Source organism: Brevibacillus sp. SAFN-007a (assembly GCF_051967035.1).
Lineage (GTDB): Bacteria > Bacillota > Bacilli > Brevibacillales > Brevibacillaceae > Brevibacillus.
This window is the reverse complement of the sequence record NZ_JBQCKK010000002.1, coordinates 248,125-269,038: the sequence shown is the minus strand read 5'-3', so window position 1 is coordinate 269,038 and position 20,914 is coordinate 248,125. Positions and strand designations below refer to the sequence as shown.

At 54.2% G+C, this 20,914-nt stretch carries 20 protein-coding genes; 2 read left to right on the top strand and 18 right to left on the bottom strand.

All coding sequences use genetic code 11. From position 1 onward, the window contains the following. Positions 1-42: 42 nt before the first annotated feature. From ACTHO6_RS04615 to ACTHO6_RS04575, 9 genes are all read right to left on the bottom strand, one after another. Complete coding sequence (locus ACTHO6_RS04615; protein ID WP_440239846.1) at positions 43-3,207, bottom strand: phosphodiester glycosidase family protein; 3,165 nt, start codon at positions 3,205-3,207, stop codon at positions 43-45. A gap of 246 nt (positions 3,208-3,453) precedes the next feature. Further along, a complete protein-coding gene (wecB, locus tag ACTHO6_RS04610) occupies positions 3,454-4,602 on the bottom strand; it encodes a non-hydrolyzing UDP-N-acetylglucosamine 2-epimerase (protein ID WP_440239844.1) in 1,149 nt (382 codons plus the stop codon). 19 nt (positions 4,603-4,621) lie between these two features. After that, positions 4,622-5,251 (bottom strand): uracil phosphoribosyltransferase, encoded by a 630-nt coding sequence (gene upp / locus ACTHO6_RS04605; RefSeq protein WP_440239842.1) that lies wholly within the window; start codon positions 5,249-5,251, stop codon positions 4,622-4,624. 268 nt (positions 5,252-5,519) lie between these two features. Next, positions 5,520-6,770 (bottom strand): serine hydroxymethyltransferase, encoded by a 1,251-nt coding sequence (glyA, locus tag ACTHO6_RS04600; protein WP_440239840.1) that lies wholly within the window; start codon positions 6,768-6,770, stop codon positions 5,520-5,522. Positions 6,771-6,813: 43 nt separating this feature from the next. Continuing rightward, complete coding sequence (locus ACTHO6_RS04595) at positions 6,814-7,383, bottom strand: TIGR01440 family protein (RefSeq protein ID WP_440239838.1); 570 nt, start codon at positions 7,381-7,383, stop codon at positions 6,814-6,816. Then, positions 7,384-7,839, bottom strand: a complete 456-nt coding sequence (gene rpiB / locus ACTHO6_RS04590; protein WP_440239836.1) for a ribose 5-phosphate isomerase B — start codon at positions 7,837-7,839, stop codon at positions 7,384-7,386. Between the two features lie 150 nt (positions 7,840-7,989). Further along, positions 7,990-8,448, bottom strand: a complete 459-nt coding sequence (locus ACTHO6_RS04585) for a low molecular weight protein arginine phosphatase (RefSeq protein ID WP_440239834.1) — start codon at positions 8,446-8,448, stop codon at positions 7,990-7,992. 12 nt (positions 8,449-8,460) lie between these two features. After that, positions 8,461-9,021, bottom strand: a complete 561-nt coding sequence (locus tag ACTHO6_RS04580; RefSeq protein WP_440239832.1) for a manganese efflux pump MntP — start codon at positions 9,019-9,021, stop codon at positions 8,461-8,463. Positions 9,022-9,076: 55 nt separating this feature from the next. Then, the gene (locus tag ACTHO6_RS04575) at positions 9,077-10,156 is read right to left on the bottom strand and encodes an L-threonylcarbamoyladenylate synthase (protein ID WP_440239830.1); all 1,080 of its coding nucleotides are present in this window, start codon (positions 10,154-10,156) and stop codon (positions 9,077-9,079) included. Positions 10,157-10,804: 648 nt separating this feature from the next. Between ACTHO6_RS04575 and ACTHO6_RS04570 the strand changes: the two genes are divergently transcribed. After that, on the top strand, positions 10,805-11,380 hold the full coding sequence (locus ACTHO6_RS04570) for a hypothetical protein (protein ID WP_440239828.1): 576 nt from the start codon (positions 10,805-10,807) through the stop codon (positions 11,378-11,380). 214 nt (positions 11,381-11,594) lie between these two features. Further along, positions 11,595-12,389, top strand: coding sequence for a DUF3298 and DUF4163 domain-containing protein (locus tag ACTHO6_RS04565; protein ID WP_440239826.1), 795 nt, complete (start codon positions 11,595-11,597; stop codon positions 12,387-12,389). A gap of 64 nt (positions 12,390-12,453) precedes the next feature. Here ACTHO6_RS04565 and spoIIR read toward each other — a convergent pair whose 3' ends face one another. From spoIIR to rho, 9 genes are all read right to left on the bottom strand, one after another. Next, a complete protein-coding gene (spoIIR, locus tag ACTHO6_RS04560; RefSeq protein WP_440239824.1) occupies positions 12,454-13,284 on the bottom strand; it encodes a stage II sporulation protein R in 831 nt (276 codons plus the stop codon). A gap of 173 nt (positions 13,285-13,457) precedes the next feature. Then, positions 13,458-14,348, bottom strand: coding sequence for a peptide chain release factor N(5)-glutamine methyltransferase (prmC, locus tag ACTHO6_RS04555; RefSeq protein WP_440239822.1), 891 nt, complete (start codon positions 14,346-14,348; stop codon positions 13,458-13,460). After that, on the bottom strand, positions 14,332-15,408 hold the full coding sequence (gene prfA / locus ACTHO6_RS04550; protein WP_440239820.1) for a peptide chain release factor 1: 1,077 nt from the start codon (positions 15,406-15,408) through the stop codon (positions 14,332-14,334). The genes prmC and prfA overlap by 17 nt, the downstream gene beginning before the upstream one ends. A gap of 167 nt (positions 15,409-15,575) precedes the next feature. Then, entirely contained in the window at positions 15,576-16,073 is a 498-nt protein-coding gene (locus tag ACTHO6_RS04545) for a sporulation protein (protein WP_440239818.1), read from the bottom strand. Between the two features lie 93 nt (positions 16,074-16,166). Next, complete coding sequence (locus ACTHO6_RS04540; protein ID WP_440239816.1) at positions 16,167-16,742, bottom strand: thymidine kinase; 576 nt, start codon at positions 16,740-16,742, stop codon at positions 16,167-16,169. 217 nt (positions 16,743-16,959) lie between these two features. Then, positions 16,960-17,160 (bottom strand): 50S ribosomal protein L31, encoded by a 201-nt coding sequence (rpmE, locus tag ACTHO6_RS04535; RefSeq protein WP_440239814.1) that lies wholly within the window; start codon positions 17,158-17,160, stop codon positions 16,960-16,962. Between the two features lie 106 nt (positions 17,161-17,266). Next, entirely contained in the window at positions 17,267-18,532 is a 1,266-nt protein-coding gene (locus ACTHO6_RS04530; RefSeq protein ID WP_440239812.1) for a radical SAM protein, read from the bottom strand. Between the two features lie 70 nt (positions 18,533-18,602). Further along, entirely contained in the window at positions 18,603-19,505 is a 903-nt protein-coding gene (locus tag ACTHO6_RS04525) for a peptidoglycan DD-metalloendopeptidase family protein (RefSeq protein ID WP_440239810.1), read from the bottom strand. Positions 19,506-19,574: 69 nt separating this feature from the next. After that, positions 19,575-20,855, bottom strand: coding sequence for a transcription termination factor Rho (rho, locus tag ACTHO6_RS04520; RefSeq protein ID WP_440239808.1), 1,281 nt, complete (start codon positions 20,853-20,855; stop codon positions 19,575-19,577). Between the last annotated feature and the right edge of the window lie 59 nt (positions 20,856-20,914).

The following is a 20,914-nucleotide window of genomic DNA, read 5'->3' as shown; positions in this document are numbered from 1 at the left end:
CGCTCCCCTTGATGAGAGAAGCCTGGTCTTTACTTGCTGCTTTTATTTGGTTTGCTGCAAAATGCGATAGAGCGCTACGACGCACACAGCGCGGGTCGTCGGTTTGTTTGGCTGGTATTTTCCGCCGACCGGATCGATCAGGCCGAGTCCGACCATGTTGGCGATGGACGAAGCAGCCCAGGACGGCCATGTTCCTTTGTCGGAAACGGTTTTGGCCGCTCCTTTTTTGTTTACCAGCCGATCCAGAATGACAGCCGCTTCTGCTCGGGTCACCGGTTTGTCGGGGCGGAACGTTTTATCCTCGTAGCCTTTTACCAAGCCTTTGGCAACGGCCACCTGGACCGCTCCCTGCGCATAGGCAGGCACCTTGTCCTTGAAGCTGAGCTTCGGCGAGTCGGGCAGCTCCCAGTGGAACGTACGCGCCAGCAAGGTGACGAATTGCGCTCTGGTAAGCGAAGTTTCCGGTCCGAACGTCGTGTCCGTCAATCCTTTGACGTATCCGTTCTCCGCCATAAACATGATTTCCTTCTTGGCCGGGTGGTTGGCGATGTCGGTAAACGACGGACTTGCCGCTCCTGCATCGTCCATATAGTACGGAACGTATTTGCCGTAGCTGTTCACCTCATACACCCACTGCCCTTGCGCGTTTTTGGTGCCCAAGAGCGGATCGAGCGTCTGGTTGGTTTCGTTGACGTACAGAAGTCCGACTCCTTTTCCGGCAATCCACTTCTTCGGTACAAGCGTCAGCTTGACCGGCGACGTGAAGATCGCGTCTTCTGTGCCCGCCTTGCGTTCTCCCGGCTTGATCGTGAACGAGTAGTCCGCAGGGACATACCCGGGCAACTGCTGATTGACGATCGAGTCGATTTCCACCACAGCGCTGTCCAAAAACGAAGCGGTTTTCTCAAACGAGTAGCCGAGGTCAAGCTCCGCGCCCAGAGACAGGCTGCCCGGCAGTTCAGGCACCACAGTCGCATTGCTCGGCTGGCCTGTCTGGTTCGGCAAAAGGAGCGACAGTTCGTCGAAGTACAGCGTTCCTTTGTCATGCGTAATGCCGTCGTTCGGCTGGTCCACTACGTAGATGCTCTTCAGCTTCAACGGATAGGCGGCATTGCTCGGGAAGTAGCCTTTTACCTGCTTCCAGCCTGTCCAGTCGATTTCTTTGGCCAAATCGACGTAGACGGTCTTGCCGTTGGCATCCAGCACTTCTGCGCGCAGCCAATGTCTGCTGTTATCTCCGTTTACCCACAAGCCGATGCCGAGCGGCTTGCCTGGGATGGCGACCGGCTGGGAGCCGAGCACGCCGTAAGCGATGCGCAGTTGGTTCGCTGGCGCTCCGGAGAAGTTGTAGACGAGCTTCGCCGCTTTTTTCGTGCGGAATACCTGGTCCTGAACGAGCGCAAACGAGCCTGCCGAGCTGATGCTGCCCGGGTTGGCAGCGTGGTACATGCCGACCTGGTTGTCAAACGTCAGCCATGGCTGCTCGAATTGGCCGACAGAAAACGGCACGGTAGTCGATACACCGTCATACGTAATCGTCAGGTGTCCATTTCCCGGCTCGTTGCCTGCTACCAGCTGCAGCTTGTCGTTGACGGTAGCGACAGCAGAGTCCACGCTCGCTTTCACGCTAAGCGGCGTCGCCTGAAGCGTCGCTCCTTTTTTCGTCTTGATTTTCACATCCAGCGTGACAGCTTGTCCCGGTGCGATCGTGACCGGGTTCGGGGAGACGACGATCTGTTGGACCTCGCTGCCCGCAATCACGTGCACTTCTTTGCTTTGCGCGACGTTGCCCAGTCGGCCTGTCAGTGTAATCTGGCCGGAGCGGGCTGGCGTAAAGCGTTGTCCCTCTACTGTACCGGCATCGGCTTGCGTGGTTTCCCACGTGACGTTCGCCGGATTGATCGCGTACGGCTGGTAATGCGTGTCGTATCCTTTGGAGGCCGTGAGCGTAACAGTTTGCCCGATCAGCACCTCTGCCGGCACGTCAATTTGGAATCCTCGCAATTCTCCCGGCGGAGCGGTGTTGTATACAGCAAGCCCGGTTGGCACGCGGCGTTCGGCGCCGCCACTCGGCTTGTTAGCCAGGTTGGCATGCGTCTCGCCCAGCATGCGGGCAGCCAGCGTTGTAGAGCCGCCACCGTCAAAGTTCACGGCACGATAAGAGCCGAGCTCCGCCATGATTTTAGCCAGCTCGTCCAGATACACGCCTTTATTCGCGTCGATCGTGACCATGTACAGGGTTTTTCCATCCTGGGACACGCCTACTGCCGTGCGAGCATTGAGGGAAGTGATCGACTTGTCGGCCTGAAACGACGTCAACGCTTTTCCCTGGTCCACGAGCAACACGTTGCCGCCTACAGCTTGTTTCAGGTTGAGAGTTTGCGGGGTGGTTTGGTACTCGATCACCGCTCTCGCCCCCACCGGGAAGTTTTGCTTGAGGAAGGCCGCTGCCGCGCCGTGTCCCCACAGGACGTATCCGTTGTAAGGTATGTATACTCCCGGTTGATTGACCCGCACTTCCTTTGCGACGTTGTCCACGAACAAAATCTCGACGACATCCTTGTAGCCAGGAATTGCGCCCAGACTTGTTTTCCCGAAGGAAGGCGTATAGACGTTCAACTGGTTCTGGTGGCTTTTGCGGCCTTCGCTCGGATTGTACTCTTCTTTGTTGACGCCTTGAATCGAGTAGACGGCTCCGTTCGGCGCGGTGACTTTTCCGCCGAACCCGAACTTGTCGATGATCGCTATCTTGTCTCCGGTCACCCCCAGGCTGTACCAGTACGAGATCAATCCCATCGAGGATATCAGCTGCTCGTCCTTCATCACGATGCCAAACGGCGCTCCCCGCTTGGACATGTTGAAAAAGTCCGCGTTAATCGCAGCGATCGCGCCTGTCTCGCGAGCCATCTGGGTAACGGTCTGCTTTTCCGTCAGCTTGCCCGCTGTCCCGTAGACAGGCTTGACCTCTACGTACGGGTTGTTCAGATCGACCTTGGTCACCATGACGGTCACGACCTGATTCGCGAACGATTTCGTATATTTGGATAAAGTGGTTCCCTCTCCGATCGGGGTTTGCCACACCAAATTCAATGCACTGGTTTCCGCCCGGGCGTGCGCGACATTGGTCGCAAGCGGCACAAACGGAACAAAAGCTCCCCAGGCCAGCGTGGTAGCCGTGAGCAGCGTCACAATCCTTTGCGCTCTCATGTTGGTAACTCCTCTCCCTCTTCCAAACTTCTGTCTGTTCCCTATGTAAGTCCGTACCTATTCATTAGACGCACCGAAAACTGGATCGTTTCGCCAATTTGGCAGATTCTCCATTGGCAAAACAAACCAAATTGTCAGTATGCCCCAAACAGCAAGAAAACCCGTCCGGATGATAGCAGTCGATACCGGACGGGTCGCTCTTGGCTGTATGGCGCTTGTTGGTCGTGCGCGTTCTGCTTCAGGCGCTTACTGTCCCGGCTTGAACGGCTCGGGACGTTCCGAACGCAATCCAAAATGATACAGGATCGCTTCCACGATGCGGCGGGATGCCTCTCCGTCTCCATACGGATTGGCCGCGTGCGCCATCGCATCGTAGGCAGCCTGATCGGTCAGCAGCTCTTTTGCCATGGCGTATACTTGTTCTTCATCTGTCCCCGCCAACTTGAGCGTACCAGCCTCGATTCCCTCCGGCCGCTCGGTCGTATCTCGAAGCACCAGGACAGGCACGCCCAGAGACGGCGCTTCTTCCTGAACACCGCCGGAATCGGTCAGGATCAGATGAGCGCGTCTGGCAAAGTTGTGGAAATCGAGCGCATCCAGCGGTTCGATCAGCATCACGCGCTCGTGATCGCCCAAAATTTCCTGCGCTACTTCCTGGACGGCCGGGTTGAGGTGGACCGGGTACACGACGGCAATCTCGGGATGCTCGTCCACCAGTCTTCGGACCGCACGGAAAATGCGACGCATCGGTTCCCCCAGGTTTTCGCGGCGGTGGGCGGTCATCAGCACCAGCTTGTGGTCGCCTACACGCTCCAGAACCGGGTGCGTGTAATCGTCGCGCACCGTTGTTTTCAACGCATCAATCGCTGTATTTCCGGTGACGTAAATGCTCGCCTCGGGCTTCGCTTCCCGTCTGAGGTTGTCAGCAGACCCGTTTGTCGGGGCGAAGTGCAGGTCGGCCATCACACCTGTCAGCTGACGATTCATCTCTTCCGGGAACGGCGAATACTTGTCCCACGTGCGCAGGCCCGCTTCCACGTGACCAATCGCTACCTGGTTGTAAAAAGCAGCCAGGCTCGCCACAAAAGTCGTCGTGGTATCGCCATGCACCAGCACGATATCCGGCTTGACTTCCTTGATCGCGGCATCGAGGCTTTGCAAGGCGCGTGTCGTGACATCCACCAGCGTCTGGCGGTCCTTCATGATGTTCAAGTCAATGTCCGGCGAAATCTCGAAAATCTCCAACACCTGGTCGAGCATTTGGCGATGCTGGGCGGTCACGCAGACGACCGATTCGATTTGCCCGCTGTGCTTTTTCAGTTCATGCACAAGGGGGGCCATCTTGATCGCTTCCGGACGCGTTCCGAATACCGTCATTACTTTTACTGTTTTCATCTTGAATTTCCCTCTCCGCCTATTTTGTGCCGTACAAGCGGTCGCCCGCATCACCAAGCCCAGGCACAATGTATCCATGGTCATTTAAATATTCGTCAATCGCCGCTACGTAGATATCCACGTCCGGATGCTCGTCCTGCACCATTTTGATGCCTTCTGGCGCAGCGATCAGGCACATGAGCTTGAGGTTTCTCGCACCGCGCTTTTTCAGCGCCGTAATCGCCGCTACGGCAGAACCGCCCGTCGCGAGCATCGGGTCAATGACAATCAGCTCACGTTCGGCTACATCGGAAGGAAGCTTGACGTAGTACTCTACCGGCTGCAAGGTTTCCGGGTCACGATACAGCCCCACGTGGCCTACTTTTGCCGCCGGGATCAGCTTGAGCAGTCCATCGACCATGCCGAGTCCTGCACGGAGGATCGGTACGAGTCCTACTTTTTTGCCGGCAATTACATTAGACTTACAGGTGGCTACCGGGGTGTCAATGATCGTTTCCTCAAGCGGCATGTCGCGGGTGATTTCGTACCCCATCAACGTTGCTACTTCGTCCACGAGTTCGCGGAATTCTTTGGTTCCTGTATTTTTGTCACGAATAAACGTCACTTTATGCTGAATCAGCGGGTGGTCAAACACATATACACGGCTCATGTACGTTCCTCCGTTTCCCTATCAATGCATCCTTTCCATCATAGCGAAGGAGAGAGTCGCCGTCAATTTGCCTAATCTTCGTATTTTTCTTCCGTTTCCTGGGAGGTGGCTGCGGGGAGGAGAAGACGGTTTCCAGGCCAGGCTCCGTTCTACGTCTCCCGAGTTTTCCACGTCGCAGTTGTCAGGAAAAAGACAGAAAAAACGCCAAAAAACAGACCCGCGCGAGGCTGCTCACGGGGTCTGTCTGCTTGAGAAATAATCTTGAAAATTAAATCGTCAAGCCCTCATACATCGGGAAGCGTTGGCACAGCGCGGCTACGCGTTGGCGGGCTTCGTCGTGCTTGGCTGCGTCTTCCGGATTTTTCAGGGTCAGGACGATGATGGCGGCTACTTCTTTCATCGCTTCTTCGTCAAAGCCGCGGCTGGTGACGGCTGGCGTCCCCATGCGGATACCGCTGGTGACGAATGGGCTTTGCGTATCGTAAGGAATGGTGTTTTTGTTGGTGGTGATGCTTACTTCGTCCAGGAGGTGCTCGGCTACTTTGCCGGTCAGACCGATTTTGCTTACGTCAACCAGTACGAGGTGGTTGTCGGTTCCGCCGGACACGAGCGTCAGACCTTCTGCTTGCAGCGCTTCGGCAAAGACGCGGGCGTTGCTTACGATCCGTTTTGCGTAGTCTTTGAAGTCAGGCTGCAGCGCTTCGCCAAAGGAAACCGCTTTTGCCGCGATGACATGCATCAGCGGACCGCCTTGCACGCCTGGGAACACGGATTTGTCGATCGCTTTTGCAAACTCTTCCTTGCAGAGGATCAGACCGCCTCGCGGACCGCGCAATGTTTTGTGCGTCGTGGAGGTGACGAAGTGCGCGTGCGGCACCGGGTTTGGATGCAGGCCGGCAGCCACCAGACCCGCAATGTGCGCCATATCTACCATGAAGTACGCGCCGACTTCATCGGCGATTTCGCGGAATTTGGCAAAATCAATCGTGCGCGGATAGGCGCTTGCGCCCGCTACAATCAGCTTGGGCTTGTGCTCCAATGCTTTTGCGCGAACATCCTCGTAGTTAATCAGGTGGGAGTCTTGATCTACGCCATACTCTACGAAGTTGTACAGCGTACCGGAGAAGTTAACAGGGCTTCCGTGCGTCAGGTGGCCGCCGTGGGACAGGTTCATGCCAAGCACAGTGTCGCCTGGCTGCAAAATGGTGAAGTATACCGCCATGTTTGCCTGTGCGCCAGAGTGTGGCTGTACGTTCGCATGCTCGGCACCGAAGAGTTCTTTGACGCGATCGCGCGCGATGTTTTCCACGATGTCTACGTACTCGCAACCGCCGTAGTAGCGACGGCCCGGATAGCCTTCCGCGTACTTGTTGGTCAGTACCGTTCCCATCGCTTCCATGACCGCACGGCTCACGAAGTTTTCGGATGCAATCAGCTCAATTTTGTCACGCTGTCTCCCCAGCTCCAGTTGAATGGCTTCCAAAACGTGCGGATCCTGCTTACGCAAAAAATCTAGCATGATGTTTTCTCCTCCTTGAAATTGGGCTTGTCCCCCATTCTTTTTAGGTACAGCTTTCCTGTTCGGGCACAACTTCATAGACAGCTCGCGCGCCGCCGATCAGCTTGGGGCGTGTCCGCGCAGCTGTGACATGCGCTTCACCCACAGTCCGCTGCGAGGGGCGCACAGGTACGGCGACGTGCTTCAAGTGCATGCCGATCAGCGTATCGCCGATATCAATGCCTGCATGGGCGCGAATCTGCTCCACCACAACCGCATCGGCAAGCTGCGTAAAAGCGTGCGCAGCCATGGAGCCGCCAGCAGTCGGTACCGGAACGACCGAAACCTCTTCCAGCCCGTAGCGTTCCATGACTTCCCGCTCCAGCACCAGCGCTCTGTTCAAATGTTCACAACATTGAAAGGCCACAGCAAAGCCGCGCCGCTCCTGCACCGTACGGATGCCGCGATAAATGGCGGCGGCCACATCCCGGCTGCCAGCCTTGCCAATATGCTTGCCCAGCACTTCACTGGTACTGCACCCGATCACCATGATTTGTCCGGCTCGAAGCGCGGCCAGTTCGGCAACTTCCTCCACCAATTGGAAAACCTCTTGTTCAATAGCGGATAGGTCCACTTACTTCACTCCCGCGTGCTTCGCTTCGATTTGCGCGATCTTTTCCACACGGCGCTCATGGCGACCGCCCTGGAATTCCGTCTCCAGCCAAATTTTCACGATATCCAACGCCAGACCAGGGCCGATCACCCGCTCCCCCATAGCCAAAACGTTCGTGTTGTTATGCTCACGGGTAGCTCGCGCTGAAAAGGTGTCGTGTACCAGCGCGCAGCGAACACCAGGAACTTTGTTAGCTGCAATCGACATGCCAATGCCGGTTCCGCAGACCAGGATGCCCCGGTCAAACTCGCCTGCTGCCACTTTTTCCGCTACGGGCCAAGCGTAATCGGGATAATCTACCGAATCCTCGCAAGAGCAACCGAAGTCTTCCGTCTGGATGTTCATGGAGGCGAGCAGCGTCTTGATTTCCTCTTTCAGCTTGTATCCACCGTGATCTGCAGCAATCGCCACTTTCATCTGCCATCCCTCGCTTGTTTCATGATCTTCATTATTATACATCAAAAAGCCGCAAGTAAAAAGTGAACATTTTTTCGTTGGTTTAAAAAAACGTTCGTACTCTCATAAGAAACAAGGTCCTGGTTGCCTACCAGCACCTCCTACGCACCGTTATTCACGAAAACGAACTTCCAGCAGCCGCTCCAAAAGCCTGTCCAGCGACTCCTCGATTTCTTCCGCGCATCTGCGATAATCCTCCAGCGCCCCGCCAAACGGATCGGCGATATCCCCCAAGCCTTCCACTCCCACAAATTCCTGAAGGGTATGCACCTTGTCCGCTGCCGCCGGAAAAAAGCTCAGGATGGCTTGCTTGTGATTGCGCGTCATGGTCAAAATAAGGTCCGACCACTCGATCAGCGCTTCATCCAGCTGACAAGACGCATGTTCATGCGAGATGCCTCGCTCCGCAAGCACCGTCTGGGCGTGCGCGGAAGCAGGCTGTCCTGCGTAAGCCGCCACTCCGGCCGAGCGTACTTCAAATTCTTGTCCGGCTGTCTTTGCGCGAAACATCGCCTCTGCCATTGGACTGCGGCACGTGTTTCCCGTGCAGACGAATAGTATCCGTTTCAATGATCGCCCCTCCTAGATGACAAACTTCAACCCGAAGCAAAACAAAATAAGTCCTCCTATTAATTCGCTGTAATCGCCCAACCATCCTCCCACGCTTCTGCCCAGCAAAAGTCCAAAATAGGACATGGCCGCCCCCATGATGCCGAACAGGGAAATCGCGAGAATTTTGTTGACTTCGATCAGCCCAAACGAAAACCCGACCGTGAGCGCATCGAGACTGACGCTGAAAGCAAACAGCAGCAGTCCGATTCCTTTTGTTTTCAACACGCTCCTTTGATCGCCGTGAATCAGTCCGTTCCACAACATATGCAAACCGATCAGCATGAGGACTCCGCCGCCGATGAAAACGGCGATATCCCCCACCAAATCGGACAAATAAGCGCCGACAGCAATCCCGACGACAGGCATCATGATATGAAAAAGTCCAATGGTAATGCTCACCTTGACAATTTCCCGCAAACGGATTCCGACCATGCCCACGCCGATCCCGAGCGAAAAGGCATCCATGCTCAAAGCAAAGGCAATGATGAGCAACGTCAAGAATTGCCCCCACTGAAACAACACCTGGTCCAAGCCGACTCCCCCCCGTCTCTTCACCTTATGCGGACAAGGAGGAGTTTAGACTGGTTTAGACGGACAGAATACGGCCGCCAGCCGCTTTCTCCAAGCGATTCATCACGGCCATGCCCAAACCTTCGCGCGAAAACGTTTCTCCTACAATGAACTGGACGTGCTGGTGGTCAAACTCGCGCAGCACCGCATACAACTGCCGGGCGACTTTCTCCAGATCGTGGCGGGAGCCTACGGACAAGACGATGTCCACATCCGCCTGATTCTGCCAGTAAGCGGCCGACTCTTCCGTCGCCAGCACCCCGGTTTTTTGCCCGTGCCGTTTTGCCTCGGCGAGCAGCTCTGCCATTTTCGCGCGCACCTGCGCTTCGCTGCCTGTCACCAGCCACATTTCCCCTTCAGGGGCGTAATGCGTGTATTTCATCCCTGGCGCGCGCGGCGTCTCTACCGCTCCCACCTGAAACGAAGGATCAAGCTCGACCGGACCAATCACCCGCTCCAGCTGTTCGCGGGTAATTCCTCCCGGACGCAGGATGACAGGCGGGTCCAACGTTGCATCAATCACCGTAGATTCGACGCCCACTCCGGTAGCTCCGCCATCCACGATTCCCGCGATCCGTCCATTGAGATCGGCAAGCACGTGCGCGGCCGTAGTCGGGCTTGGACGTCCGGAACGATTGGCGCTGGGAGCTGCAATCGGCACACCGGCCTCCTGGATCAGAGCGAGTGCGATCGGATGGTCGGGCATGCGCACCCCGACAGAGTCCAGCCCCGCCGTGACCAGCGACGCAACCCGATCGTTTTTGGGGAGAATAATCGTCAACGGACCAGGCCAAAATGCGCGCATCAGCTTCCGCGCTTTTTCCGGGACTGCGCCTGCGACTGTGGACAACTGCTCCAGCTCGCCGATATGCACAATCAGCGGATTATCGCTCGGCCTGCCTTTCGCTGCAAATATTTTCTCCACGGCTGCATCAGACCATGCATTCGCCCCCAGGCCGTATACCGTCTCCGTTGGAAAAGCGACCGCTTCCCCTGCGCGCAGCAAACGGGCTGCATCCACAATCTGTGTACAACTGCGGAGGTTTTCCACACCGTTATCCACAGACCAGACTTTCGTCACCAAATTGATTTCCATCGCCAAAAAATCCTTTCTCTAGCTCGTTTCTTTGTCATAAGTGCCTTTAGTATAGTTGGGCATCTAAAAGTTTTCAACAGGCTGTGAGTAACTTGTGAATAACTTTGGGAAAAGACGTGGAAAAGTCTTTGATTAAAAAACCACACAATATTACCTGTTGCAAGTGAGCAGAAGACCCTTTATGAAATATCTGTAAGTCATGAAGAATACAAGGGGCATTACATCAAACCAGAGAATGGGAAATGTAATAAAGTCTAATGATAAACGGGGAAGTGAGGACTATTGTCATACGAACATTAGTATATAATTAACTATTTATATATTATCTATTTACTTTACTTGCAAATTTGGGTTACTGTTCTATATAGAAATACAATTTTTTTCAAAAAAGGAGAAAATGAGCAATCGAGAATAGAATATATTATTCTGGATTGGCAAAAGGAGAGTATTATGCCGAACTGTCCGGCGAACTTGAATTTTTACACGGAACAGCATACATTGGAGATTTGAAAGGACAATTGCCAGGTACTACTCTAATCGTAAGATAAAAATAACAAGAGAATCAGGGTAATTGATGGCCCTGATTCTTTTGTTAATTTGTATAGTTACTCTTTGTACCAGATTATTTGACTAACCGGGGGAATGGATATGCACTCTTCTTGGAATATTAGTATGGACATTCCTGAAGCGCTAAATTTCGCTATTTATGTAGGATTCGCTCTTGAACTACTGCCTGATAAAGTTCTCAAGGATAAAGATACAGCATTTCCTGAGAAAAAATTAATAATGGACGAGTCTTATTCAATCGATGATTTAAAAAGTGCTTGGAATGAATGGTGGCATTTCCTTGTTCATTCACGACAAGAACAGTGTGTACCAAAACTTGAAAGACCACATACAACAGGAATAGAATCAGGAAAATTCAAGAAACTATGTGATGCTTTGTGGGTAGATTTTTATAAATGGTGGAGTATGCCAGCAGGTGGCAAAATGGCTATGGTCTCTTACACTACTTTGGGGAGAAAGGAAATAAGAAAAATCATTCATGAAATGGAAGAACAAACAGAGCGGTCAATTCAACCATTTTCGCTAAAAATTGACCTTGTTTATTCAGGTCTCGATAGTGTAATAGATGTAACTCCTACCTATGCAGTTATGCCAATTAATCCTCCACCCTACTATAATACTACGTGGTGGAAGAGGAAAATCTCAACATGGTTATGAGATGATTTGCTGCCACCCGGTCTTCTTCATTTTGTACATTCTGTGCCCTCATCCTTGTTTGACAAGGTGGAGGGCACTCTTTTTCACGTCTTTGCAAGCCTGGGAAAAGTCTTTGTTACCATTTCTTAACCGCCGCTGCCAAAACGATGTAGTAGAATGAGTCCATAGCAATGAGGAACTTGTTCCCCATAGACTGAAAGGATCGTGACTGACTATGACATGGTTACAATCTGTTACTTCCAGCCTTCTCGGCACAGCCGTATGGTTGACCGCCGCTACTGCACCCGTCCTGGCCGCTGCTCCTGCTGCGCCAGCCAAGCCTGCTCCTGCCACGCAAGCGCAAGCACCGCAAGCCGCCGGAGTCGTGTTTACCCCGAAGACGTTCACCGTCCATTCCAAAGAATTCGAGGGCAGAGTGACCATCCCGGTCATTCGCGGGTTGAAGGATAAAGCGTTTGAAGCGAAATTAAACGCCGACCTGCTCAAGCAAGCCCAGACAGGTCTCGCCGAAGGACAAAAAGCGGGCAAGGAAGACGCCGCAGAAGCCAAAAAATACGGCTGGGAGCCACGCCCGCATGCGCTTGACATCTCCTATGAAGTACACCAGGCCGGCAAGCTCGTGTCCTTCTCCATCCAAACGTACGTCTATACGGGCGGAGCGCACGGCATGACCGAGGTGACTTACTACACGATCGACAACCAGGCCAAAGCCAGAACGCTCAAGCTCGCCGATCTGTTCCGGCCCGGCTACGACTACCGCAGCATTCTCAACCAGCTCATCAGCCAGCAGATCAAAGCGCAAACAGAAGCGGACGGGTACAATCCGTACAGCTTTGAAAGCATCTCGGACGACCAGAGCTTCTCGTTTGAAAACGGAAATCTCGTCATTCATTTCGGGCAGTACGAAATTGCCCCGTATGCAGTAGGCATGCCTTCTTTTACAATCCCTGCCCATCGCTTCCAAAACCTGCTGAAGCCGGAAATTCTCGCCGCATTGACGGGAAAATAAGCCGTTTCCCATCCAAAACGACACCTGCGCTTTTCGCGAGGTGTCGTTTTGATGACGGTGTGACTCAGGAGAACCAGCTTTCGAGCTTTTCCCACAGATAGAAGCGCACCTCTACTTGCGGCGCAGGAGCTGCCTGCTTGCTCTCCCCTTGCCCCTCGTCCTGCTCTTTTCCTTGCTCGTTTGCTTCCGCGTCTACTGCTACAACCTGCTCCGCATCGGACATGCTTGCTGGCTGATTGTGGCGGCTCCACGTCTCTTCCCGGTCCAGCAGCTCTTCACGCCATTCCTTGCGCTCTGCGGATTCCCGGTCCGTCTCCCGTGCAGACGTCGCTTCTCCATTCAACGTCAACTGCTCTGTCGCGGCCCCGGACGTTGGTTCAGCCTTCGGTTCTGCTGCCTGGACAGCATCCCCGTTGGACATATCGATAAAGCAAAGCGGCGGAAACAGCACGCACCACCAGTTTTGTCCTTTTGCCTCACCGATTTGCACCCGCAGCGCCTCGTAGTTGCCAGCCGGATACACGTAAGAACCGTACAGCTTGGTCGGAAAAGGCACTTGCCCGAAATCGACGACCGCTTGATAGGAAAAGCCGCGTTCACGAATCGTTTTATCCACAACCTCTTGCAAAACCGGAAGCTGGGAAGCGACCAATTGCTCTGCTTCCTCGAACGACCGGATATCCTCCGCCCAGGTGTCCATCTGGGCGATCAGCGCATCGCGCACTTCACGCTTCAGCCACTGATCCTGAACAGAGTCGCTGTTGGCGATGATGCGAAGACGAATCGATTCTTGAGGGATCGGCCCATTATCGAGTACATTGGCCGAAGTAAGCTGTCCCTCCCAGCACATGGTGAGCATAAACAAACTGAACGCGATCAATCCCATCCGTTTCATATCCAACCGTCTCCCTCTCTACTGAGTCTTCCGAACCTTTTCTCTCTATAGCCTCAGTATGGACAAGGAGCCGGGAGTCCAAACACAAAATCACAAACATTCCTACAATTCCGGCCGAAAAATATGGCGGTGCCCATGGTAGGGCGCCGCCTTGGTTGCAATGCCAAGGGCCATTACCGCCTTACACCGATAACGACCCGCTCGATTCCCGCCAAATCCGGCACAATCTGTACCTGCCCGATCACGCCAGATGCCTGCATCATCGCTGCCACCTCGCGCGCCTGATGGATGCCTACCTCGAAAGCGACGACCGCTTGATCCTTGAGCAGAGCAGGCAGCGCCCCGCACAAACGGCGGTAGCAATCCAGCCCGTCATCCCCTCCATCCAAGGCCAGCCGCGGCTCATGCAGACGAACCTCTTCATCCAGCTCGTCCACATCCCGGCTCGGAATATACGGAGGATTGGAAACGAGAATATCTACTTTTTCCCCGGCGGCAAGCAACGGCTGTACCAGATCGCCCTGCAAAAAGCGCACGGTGGCGCCCAGGCGTTCCGCGTTTTCCCGGGCAACCGCTGTCGCATCCGGCGACAAATCTACGGTTGTCACCTGCCAGTGCGGCTTCTCCAGCGCAAGCGTGATGCAGATGGCCCCGCTGCCTGTCCCGATGTCCGCCACGGCGAGCGCTTCTTTTTCCGGCCAAATGGCCGCTGCGGCAGCCAGTACCTGCTCGACGAGTATTTCTGTCTCCGGGCGAGGAATCAAGACGCCGGGACGCACAGCAAAGACGCGCCCGAAAAACTCCTGCTCGCCGAACATATACTGTAGCGGCTCGTGCCTGCTTCTGCGTTGGCACAGCTCGTCCAGCTGCGCCAGCGTCTCGGCGGCAATCGGCTCTGCCATCGAGATCAAATAGCGCGTGCGATCCCAGCCCAGGCAGTGACGAATCATCAGCTCCGCCTCAAACAGCGGATCCTTTGCCCCTTTTTCCCGCAAAAAGGAAGAAGCCCGTACCTGGGCTTCTCGAATCGTCGTGACATCCGACCAATCAAGCTGAGTGTGCATGGCTTTTCAGAAGCTCCGTCTGTTCATGCAAAATCAGGTTGTCGATCACTTCATCCAGATCGCCTTCCAGCACCGCTTCCAGACGGTGCAGGGTCAGACCGATGCGGTGGTCGGTTACGCGGCTTTGCGGATAGTTGTAGGTGCGGATGCGCTCGCTTCGGTCGCCGGTCCCCACCAGGCTTTTGCGTGTAGCATCTGCTTCCGCGTTTTGCTGCTGCATATAGTAATCGTACAGACGCGCGCGCAACACGCGAAGCGCCTTGTCTTTGTTGGAGTGCTGGGATTTCTCATCCTGACAGGATACCACGATGCCTGTCGGAATGTGCGTCACGCGAACGGCCGACTTGGTCGTATTGACGCTCTGTCCGCCAGCACCGCTGGAGCAGAACGTATCGATGCGAATGTCTTTTTCGTGTACCTCTACTTCCACATCTTCGGCTTCCGGCAAGACGAGCACGGTAGCGGTCGACGTGTGGATGCGCCCGCCGGATTCTGTCGCCGGGATGCGTTGTACGCGGTGCGCTCCGCTTTCAAATTTCATTTTGCTGTAAGCGCCGCGACCGGACAGCGAGAAGACGATTTCCTTGTAGCCGCCGATATCGGTCGGGCTTGCTTCCAGCACTTCGACTTTAAAGCCGTGACGCTCGGCAAACCGGGTGTACATGCGGAACAAGACAGCGGCAAACAGAGCGGCTTCGTCCCCGCCCGCTGCCCCGCGCACTTCCACAATCACGTTTTTCTCGTCGTTCGGGTCTTTTGGCAGCAGGAGAATTTTCAGGCGTTCTTCCAGCTGTTCCTTGCGACTTGTCAATTCGCTGATTTCAAGCTTGACCATTTCACGCATCTCATCGTCCAGCTTTTCTTCCAGCATCGCTTTGGCATCATCGATTTGGCTCACAACGGATTTATATTCACGGTAGGTCGTCACTGTTTCTTCCAACGAAGCCTGTTCCTTGGACAGCTCACGCAAGCGTTTTGTATCGCTAATGACGTCGGGGTCACATAGGAGATTTGTTACTTCCTCAAAACGCTCTTCAACTGCGGATAAGCGTGCAAACATTGTACTTCACCCCATCGCAAAGAATACTAAAAAACGATTATAACAGATAAATTATAGGAGGAAAGCGAAAATAAGTCAAAGCGCATTATTTCAATGGACATTTGCGTATTTCGATGCGAAACAGGCCCGGCGATGCCGAGCCTTGCGATACCCGTTTAAGACGTCTGTCAACGGTGAAAGCCTTCGTGGGAGGTAACGTGGAAATCATAGCGCGGGATTTTTTGCTGGAGCAGAGCAATCACCTGCTGCTCCACCATTCGCGCCTGACTCGCCGTACTGTTCGGAACAAGGTCTAGAGTAACATATGCATTGCCGCCATTCAGTGTGATTCGGGCGTTCTCGACGCCTTTGACCGACTTGGCCATCATTTCCATGTTGTTCATGTCAATTTGCGTGTTGGATACATTGGACTGGCCGATGATGATGTTCGGATTCTGGTTGCGCCCCATCAAAGCGTCACGGTCAGCCGCAGGCGGAGCAGGACGATGGAGGACGTCCCCGCTTCGCTCTCCTTTGCTCGCAGCCGAATACTGCCCGTCCGTCGCCTGTGTATGGGAACCGTTCTCGTGGGTCATGGTTCGGCCACACCCGACGGTCAAGGCAGAGGAAAGCATGAGGATGCCCAGCACTGTCAACGAGCATTTTCCCAAAGGCTTCATTCGCACGAAAAAGCCACCTCCTGTTTTGCTTAGTCTGCGCAGCGCCTTCGAGGCTCATGCACGCCAGAAGCAGAGGGTGGCTTTTTCCTGCCGGCTCCGTCAGCGATTGGCCGGAGGGTGGTAGTAGTGCTTGCGGCAGACGCTGCTGTACGTGTCATTGCCAGCAATTTCAATCGTCTCTCCGGTGTAGACAGGCTTTCCGTTTTTGAATTTGAGAATATGCGTTGCTTTTTTGTTGCAGTAGACGCACACCGTTTTGATTTCTTCCACCTTGTCCGCTTCGCAGAGCAAAGCGGCGCTGCCAGGAAAAAGTTCGTTCTTGAAATTTTTCAGCAAGCCGTAGACGATGACGGGGATGCCCAACTGATCGACAATCGCCACCAGTTGATCCACATGATGGCGGCTGATGAACTGCGCCTCGTCTACCAGGACACAGTGCGGCTTTACAGGCTCTGCTGCGACAATTTCGTACAAATTCGTCTCTTCGCTGATCGGAATTGCCTCTCGGCTGATGCCTACCCGCGAAGCCACTTTCCCCACGCCGTAGCGATCATCGACGGCTGGCGTGAACACCACGACTTTTTTGCCTGATTGCTCGTAGTTGTGAGCGACTGTCAGCAACTGAATCGATTTGGAGGCATTCATTGCCCCGTAACGAAAATATAATTGTGCCACGTCTCTATCTCCCTTTGCCTAAAAGTGGTGATTCCCGAATCGCCCAAGGTTTCTGGCTCTATTGTAGAGGGACTTTGCCGGAAACGGAAAGAGATTTTTTGACAAAAGAAAACGAAACCAGACGATGATTCCCGGCCGCTGCCCTCCTGCCCAAATCGCTCCAGAAAAAGACAAAACCAGGCAGATCGCTCTACCTGGTTGCTCCAATCCTGTCTGATTAGGACAGATTGTATTTGCGTTTGAAACGGTCTACACGGCCGCCAGCATCTACGAATTTTTGTTTTCCAGTGAAGAAAGGATGGCAGTTGGAGCAGATCTCCACTTTCAGCGCTTGCTTCACGGAACCGGATTCGAATTCGTTGCCGCATGCACATGTAACGGTTACTACATTGTACTGAGGATGAATACCTTGTTTCATCTTGTCTACACCTCTCTTACGCCCTGAATCGTTTGCCGAAACAGAGTTATATAAACACATATCAGATAGTAGCATGCTGTCGGCCGAAATGCAACAGGTAGACCGCTCAGGCCATGTTTTTCCTGCGGCGCAGCTCTTTCGGCGGAATGTGCGTAAACGATCCGATCACCACATCCGGCAATTCCTGCTGATAGATTTCGATTGCCTGCTTCATGCCGAAGACTTCGCCCTGCGCTTTGGGAATCATCGCCAGATAGCTTTCCGGATCAATGTTCAAATTGCGCAACTGAATCAGCTTGATGCCTGTGCGGCGGATGAAGCCAATCATCGCTTCCATTTCTTCTTCGCGGTCAAAAACACCCGGGAAGCACAAGTAGTTGATCGACGTGTACACGCCTTTGGAAGCGGCGTATTCCGCGGAGCGCGCCACGTTTTCCAGCGTGTAGTTGCGCGGGCGGTAGTAGGCATTGTAATGCTCGTCAATCGCGCTGATGATGCTGACGCGCATCAAATCGAGACCTGCATCGACAATCCCTTTGATGTGATCGGTCAAGCCTGCGTTTGTATTGATGTTGATATAGCCCATATCGGTCGTCGCCCGCACGCGGCGCATCGCCGGAACGATGATCCCGGCCATGGTCGAAGGCTCACCCTCACAGCCCTGACCGAAGCTGATAATGCTCTCTGGCGTCTGCAAATGATGCAGCATGACCTCTACCAGTTCGTCCTCTGTCGGCTTGAAGTTCATCCGCGTCTGCGGAGACGGAAAGCCGCTGTCGTCTGGTTGCTCGGAAATACAGCCGTAACAACCGGCATTACAGGTGTAGGAGACCGGCAGGCTGCCTTCCCAGCGGTTGAAAAAGTTGTTGGAGGCAGTCAAACACTCGTATTCCAGCGCACAGTGCGACAGGTGATGCAAAATCCGGTTGTTCGGGAACAGCTCCAACGTCTTTTCCACGCGCTGCCGCAGTTCATCCATGGGGAAATTCAACGGGTCCCATTTGTAAATGTCGTCGCTCGCCCTGCCTGCTACCCAAAAGTGGTTGTCTTTCCAGACGACTGCCGAATACCCGAACAGCGGCAGTTTGCTCTCCTTGTTTGTTTTCACATATCCCGGGAGCAATAGTCGGGTAATCCCTTGCGGAACGAGCGCGCCGACCGCTGTATAGCCGTCCAGCTTCACCATTTCGCCCGTTTCCGGGTCCATTCCGATCGGTACGGTATCCGGCAGGCTGACCAGCGTTGCGCCTTCCGGCAGCGGGATCAGCTCTTCTTCCAGAATCTCTGTCAATATATCGCCGTTTCGCGCCACCGCGAACAAGCCCGGGTGGTCGTATACATTGCCTTTTTCATCTGCGTACACTAGATACATGGGAAAATCGCCTCGCTTCTTTGCTTTGCCCATTGTAACGCATTGAAAAAGCAATGTAAATTGTGAAGGGTTACCTGCCGAGGTATGGAAGCGGGTTGATCGGCACATCGTCCTGCCTGACTTCAAAATGGAGGTGATACCCGGTGGAATCGCCTGTCTGCCCCATGTATCCGAGGACGTCGCCCGCTTCTACGCTCTGGCCGGGCGTGACCAAAATCGTGCGCATATGGGCATAAAAGGTTTGCAGACCGTCTCCGTGGTCCAGAACGACCATCCGCCCGTATCCGGACCGATTGGCTCCCGCTTCGACTACCTTTCCTGCTTTCGCTGCCAGAATCGGCGTGTTGGCCTCCTGCTGATTCCACAAATCCACGCCTTTGTGCAACTTGCCCCACCGTGTTCCGAAGCCGCTTGTAATCGTTGCTCCCTCCACGGGCCAATCCATTCGGCCGCGAATCCGCGTCACCACTTGTCTGCTTGCCGCCTGGGCCGTATCGCGTTTTTGTTGGAGCTCCTCCGCTTGCATCGGCTGTCTTCCGACGACCGGAATGTACACGACTTGTCCCGCATACAGGTTGTCCGACAGCGCTGAGAAAAGCGGGTTGCGTTCCAACAGAAGCTCCCGGCTGACGCCGTATCTTCTCGCTATGTAATCAAGCGTCTCTCCTTGCTTCACCCTATGTGTCACTTCGTCTTTGGCAAGAATCAGCTTCATCCCGACAGAAAGCAAATGCGGATTGCTGATTTTATTGGTCTCCACCAGCTGTTTCAGTGTAAGGCCGTACCGCTCGGCAATTCCGGAAAGCGTGTCTCCCTGGCGCACTGCGTACACCATCGCATTGCTTTTGGCAGCAGATACTTGCTTGGTCAAACGCGCGTACGGATTAAACGCTTGAAACAACGTTTGCTCGACGACAGCCTTTTTCGCTTCCGTCTGACTGTCGATCGGCACAGGAACCTGCACGTACTCCACTGACTCTCTCCTCCCTCTCTTTCCACTCCCCTTACGGTATGCCAAACGGGCAAAAAAAATGACGGCGAGTCATGAACTCACCGTCGTGCCGGCCGTTTTCCCCCGGCCTTGCTGCTTGCTTTCCAGCGTCTGCAAAAACTCTTCGTTTGTTTTCGTGTCCGCCAGCTTTTTGATAAACGAATCGACAAACTCGTTCGTTTCGTTCATATTTTTGCGGATCAACCACAGTTTATCCAGTTCTTCTTTGGACAGCAGCAATTCCTCGCGGCGCGTTCCCGAACGGCGAATGTCGATCGCCGGGAAGATGCGGCGCTCTGCCAGCTTGCGGTCCAGATGAAGCTCCATGTTTCCTGTTCCCTTGAATTCCTCGTAGATCACATCGTCCATGCGCGATCCGGTCTCTACCAGCGCCGTCGCAAGAATCGTCAAACTGCCGCCCTCTTCGATGTTGCGCGCCGAGCCGAAAAAGCGCTTCGGACGGTGAAACGCCGCCGGATCAATACCGCCAGACAATGTCCGGCCGCTTGGCGGAATCACCAGGTTGTAGGCGCGAGCGAGACGGGTGATCGAATCCAGCAAAATGACGACGTCCTTTTTGTGTTCAACCAGACGCTTGGCCCGCTCCAATACCAGCTCCGCCACTTTGATGTGATTTTCCGGCAACTCATCAAACGTGGAAGCGACAACCTCGCCTTTGACCGAACGCTGCATATCCGTCACCTCTTCCGGACGCTCGTCGATGAGCAGCACAAACAGGTGAATATCCGGTCGGCTTTCCGTGATACTGTTGGCGATTTCTTTCAGGAGCATGGTTTTTCCCGCTTTGGGCGGAGCGACAATCAATCCGCGCTGACCTAGCCCGACAGGGGCAAGAAGGTCCATCAGGCGGGTGGACACACGCTCAGGAGCGGTCTCCAGCACAAGCTTGGTTTGAGGATATAGCGGTGTTAAAGCGGGGAAATGCAGACGCTCAGAAGCCGTCTCCGGATCTTCTCCGTTCACAGCTTCTACTTGCAACAGACCAAAATAACGCTCGTTTTCTTTGGGAGGTCTAGCCTTGCCTGACACCAGATCCCCCATGCGCAGATCAAAACGGCGAATCTGCGACTGGGAGATGTAGATGTCCTCCGAGCTGGGGAGATAGTTGATCGGACGGAGGAAGCCATAGCCCTCCGGCAAGATTTCCAGCACCCCTTCCATAAACATCAGGCCGTCCCGCTCCGCCCGTGCCCGAAGAATCGCGAAGATCAGTTCCTTCTTCTTCAGTTGGGAGTAATACGGGATGTGATACTCCTTGGCCAGCTTATAGAGATCGGTCAATTTCTTCTCTTCAAGTTCAGAAAGTAACATACATCCACCACTCTTTATTTACTCTTGGAAAAAACATGATCGAAAAGCCAAGCTGTTTG

Bases quoted from the DNA above. Each gene is read 5' to 3' on its own strand.
- ACTHO6_RS04615 (WP_440239846.1), bottom strand. From the start codon at position 3,207: ATGAGAGCGCAAAGGATTGTGACGCTGCTCACGGCTACCACGCTGGCC.
- rho (WP_440239808.1), bottom strand. From the start codon at position 20,855: ATGTTACTTTCTGAACTTGAAGAGAAGAAATTGACCGATCTCTATAAG.
- wecB (WP_440239844.1), bottom strand. From the start codon at position 4,602: ATGAAAACAGTAAAAGTAATGACGGTATTCGGAACGCGTCCGGAAGCG.
- prmC (WP_440239822.1), bottom strand. From the start codon at position 14,348: ATGCACACTCAGCTTGATTGGTCGGATGTCACGACGATTCGAGAAGCC.
- spoIIR (WP_440239824.1), bottom strand. From the start codon at position 13,284: ATGAAACGGATGGGATTGATCGCGTTCAGTTTGTTTATGCTCACCATG.
- prfA (WP_440239820.1), bottom strand. From the start codon at position 15,408: ATGTTTGCACGCTTATCCGCAGTTGAAGAGCGTTTTGAGGAAGTAACA.
- glyA (WP_440239840.1), bottom strand. From the start codon at position 6,770: ATGCTAGATTTTTTGCGTAAGCAGGATCCGCACGTTTTGGAAGCCATT.
- ACTHO6_RS04530 (WP_440239812.1), bottom strand. From the start codon at position 18,532: ATGTATCTAGTGTACGCAGATGAAAAAGGCAATGTATACGACCACCCG.
- ACTHO6_RS04575 (WP_440239830.1), bottom strand. From the start codon at position 10,156: ATGGAAATCAATTTGGTGACGAAAGTCTGGTCTGTGGATAACGGTGTG.
- ACTHO6_RS04565 (WP_440239826.1), top strand. From the start codon at position 11,595: ATGACATGGTTACAATCTGTTACTTCCAGCCTTCTCGGCACAGCCGTA.
- upp (WP_440239842.1), bottom strand. From the start codon at position 5,251: ATGAGCCGTGTATATGTGTTTGACCACCCGCTGATTCAGCATAAAGTG.
- rpmE (WP_440239814.1), bottom strand. From the start codon at position 17,160: ATGAAACAAGGTATTCATCCTCAGTACAATGTAGTAACCGTTACATGT.
- rpiB (WP_440239836.1), bottom strand. From the start codon at position 7,839: ATGAAAGTGGCGATTGCTGCAGATCACGGTGGATACAAGCTGAAAGAG.
- ACTHO6_RS04570 (WP_440239828.1), top strand. From the start codon at position 10,805: ATGCACTCTTCTTGGAATATTAGTATGGACATTCCTGAAGCGCTAAAT.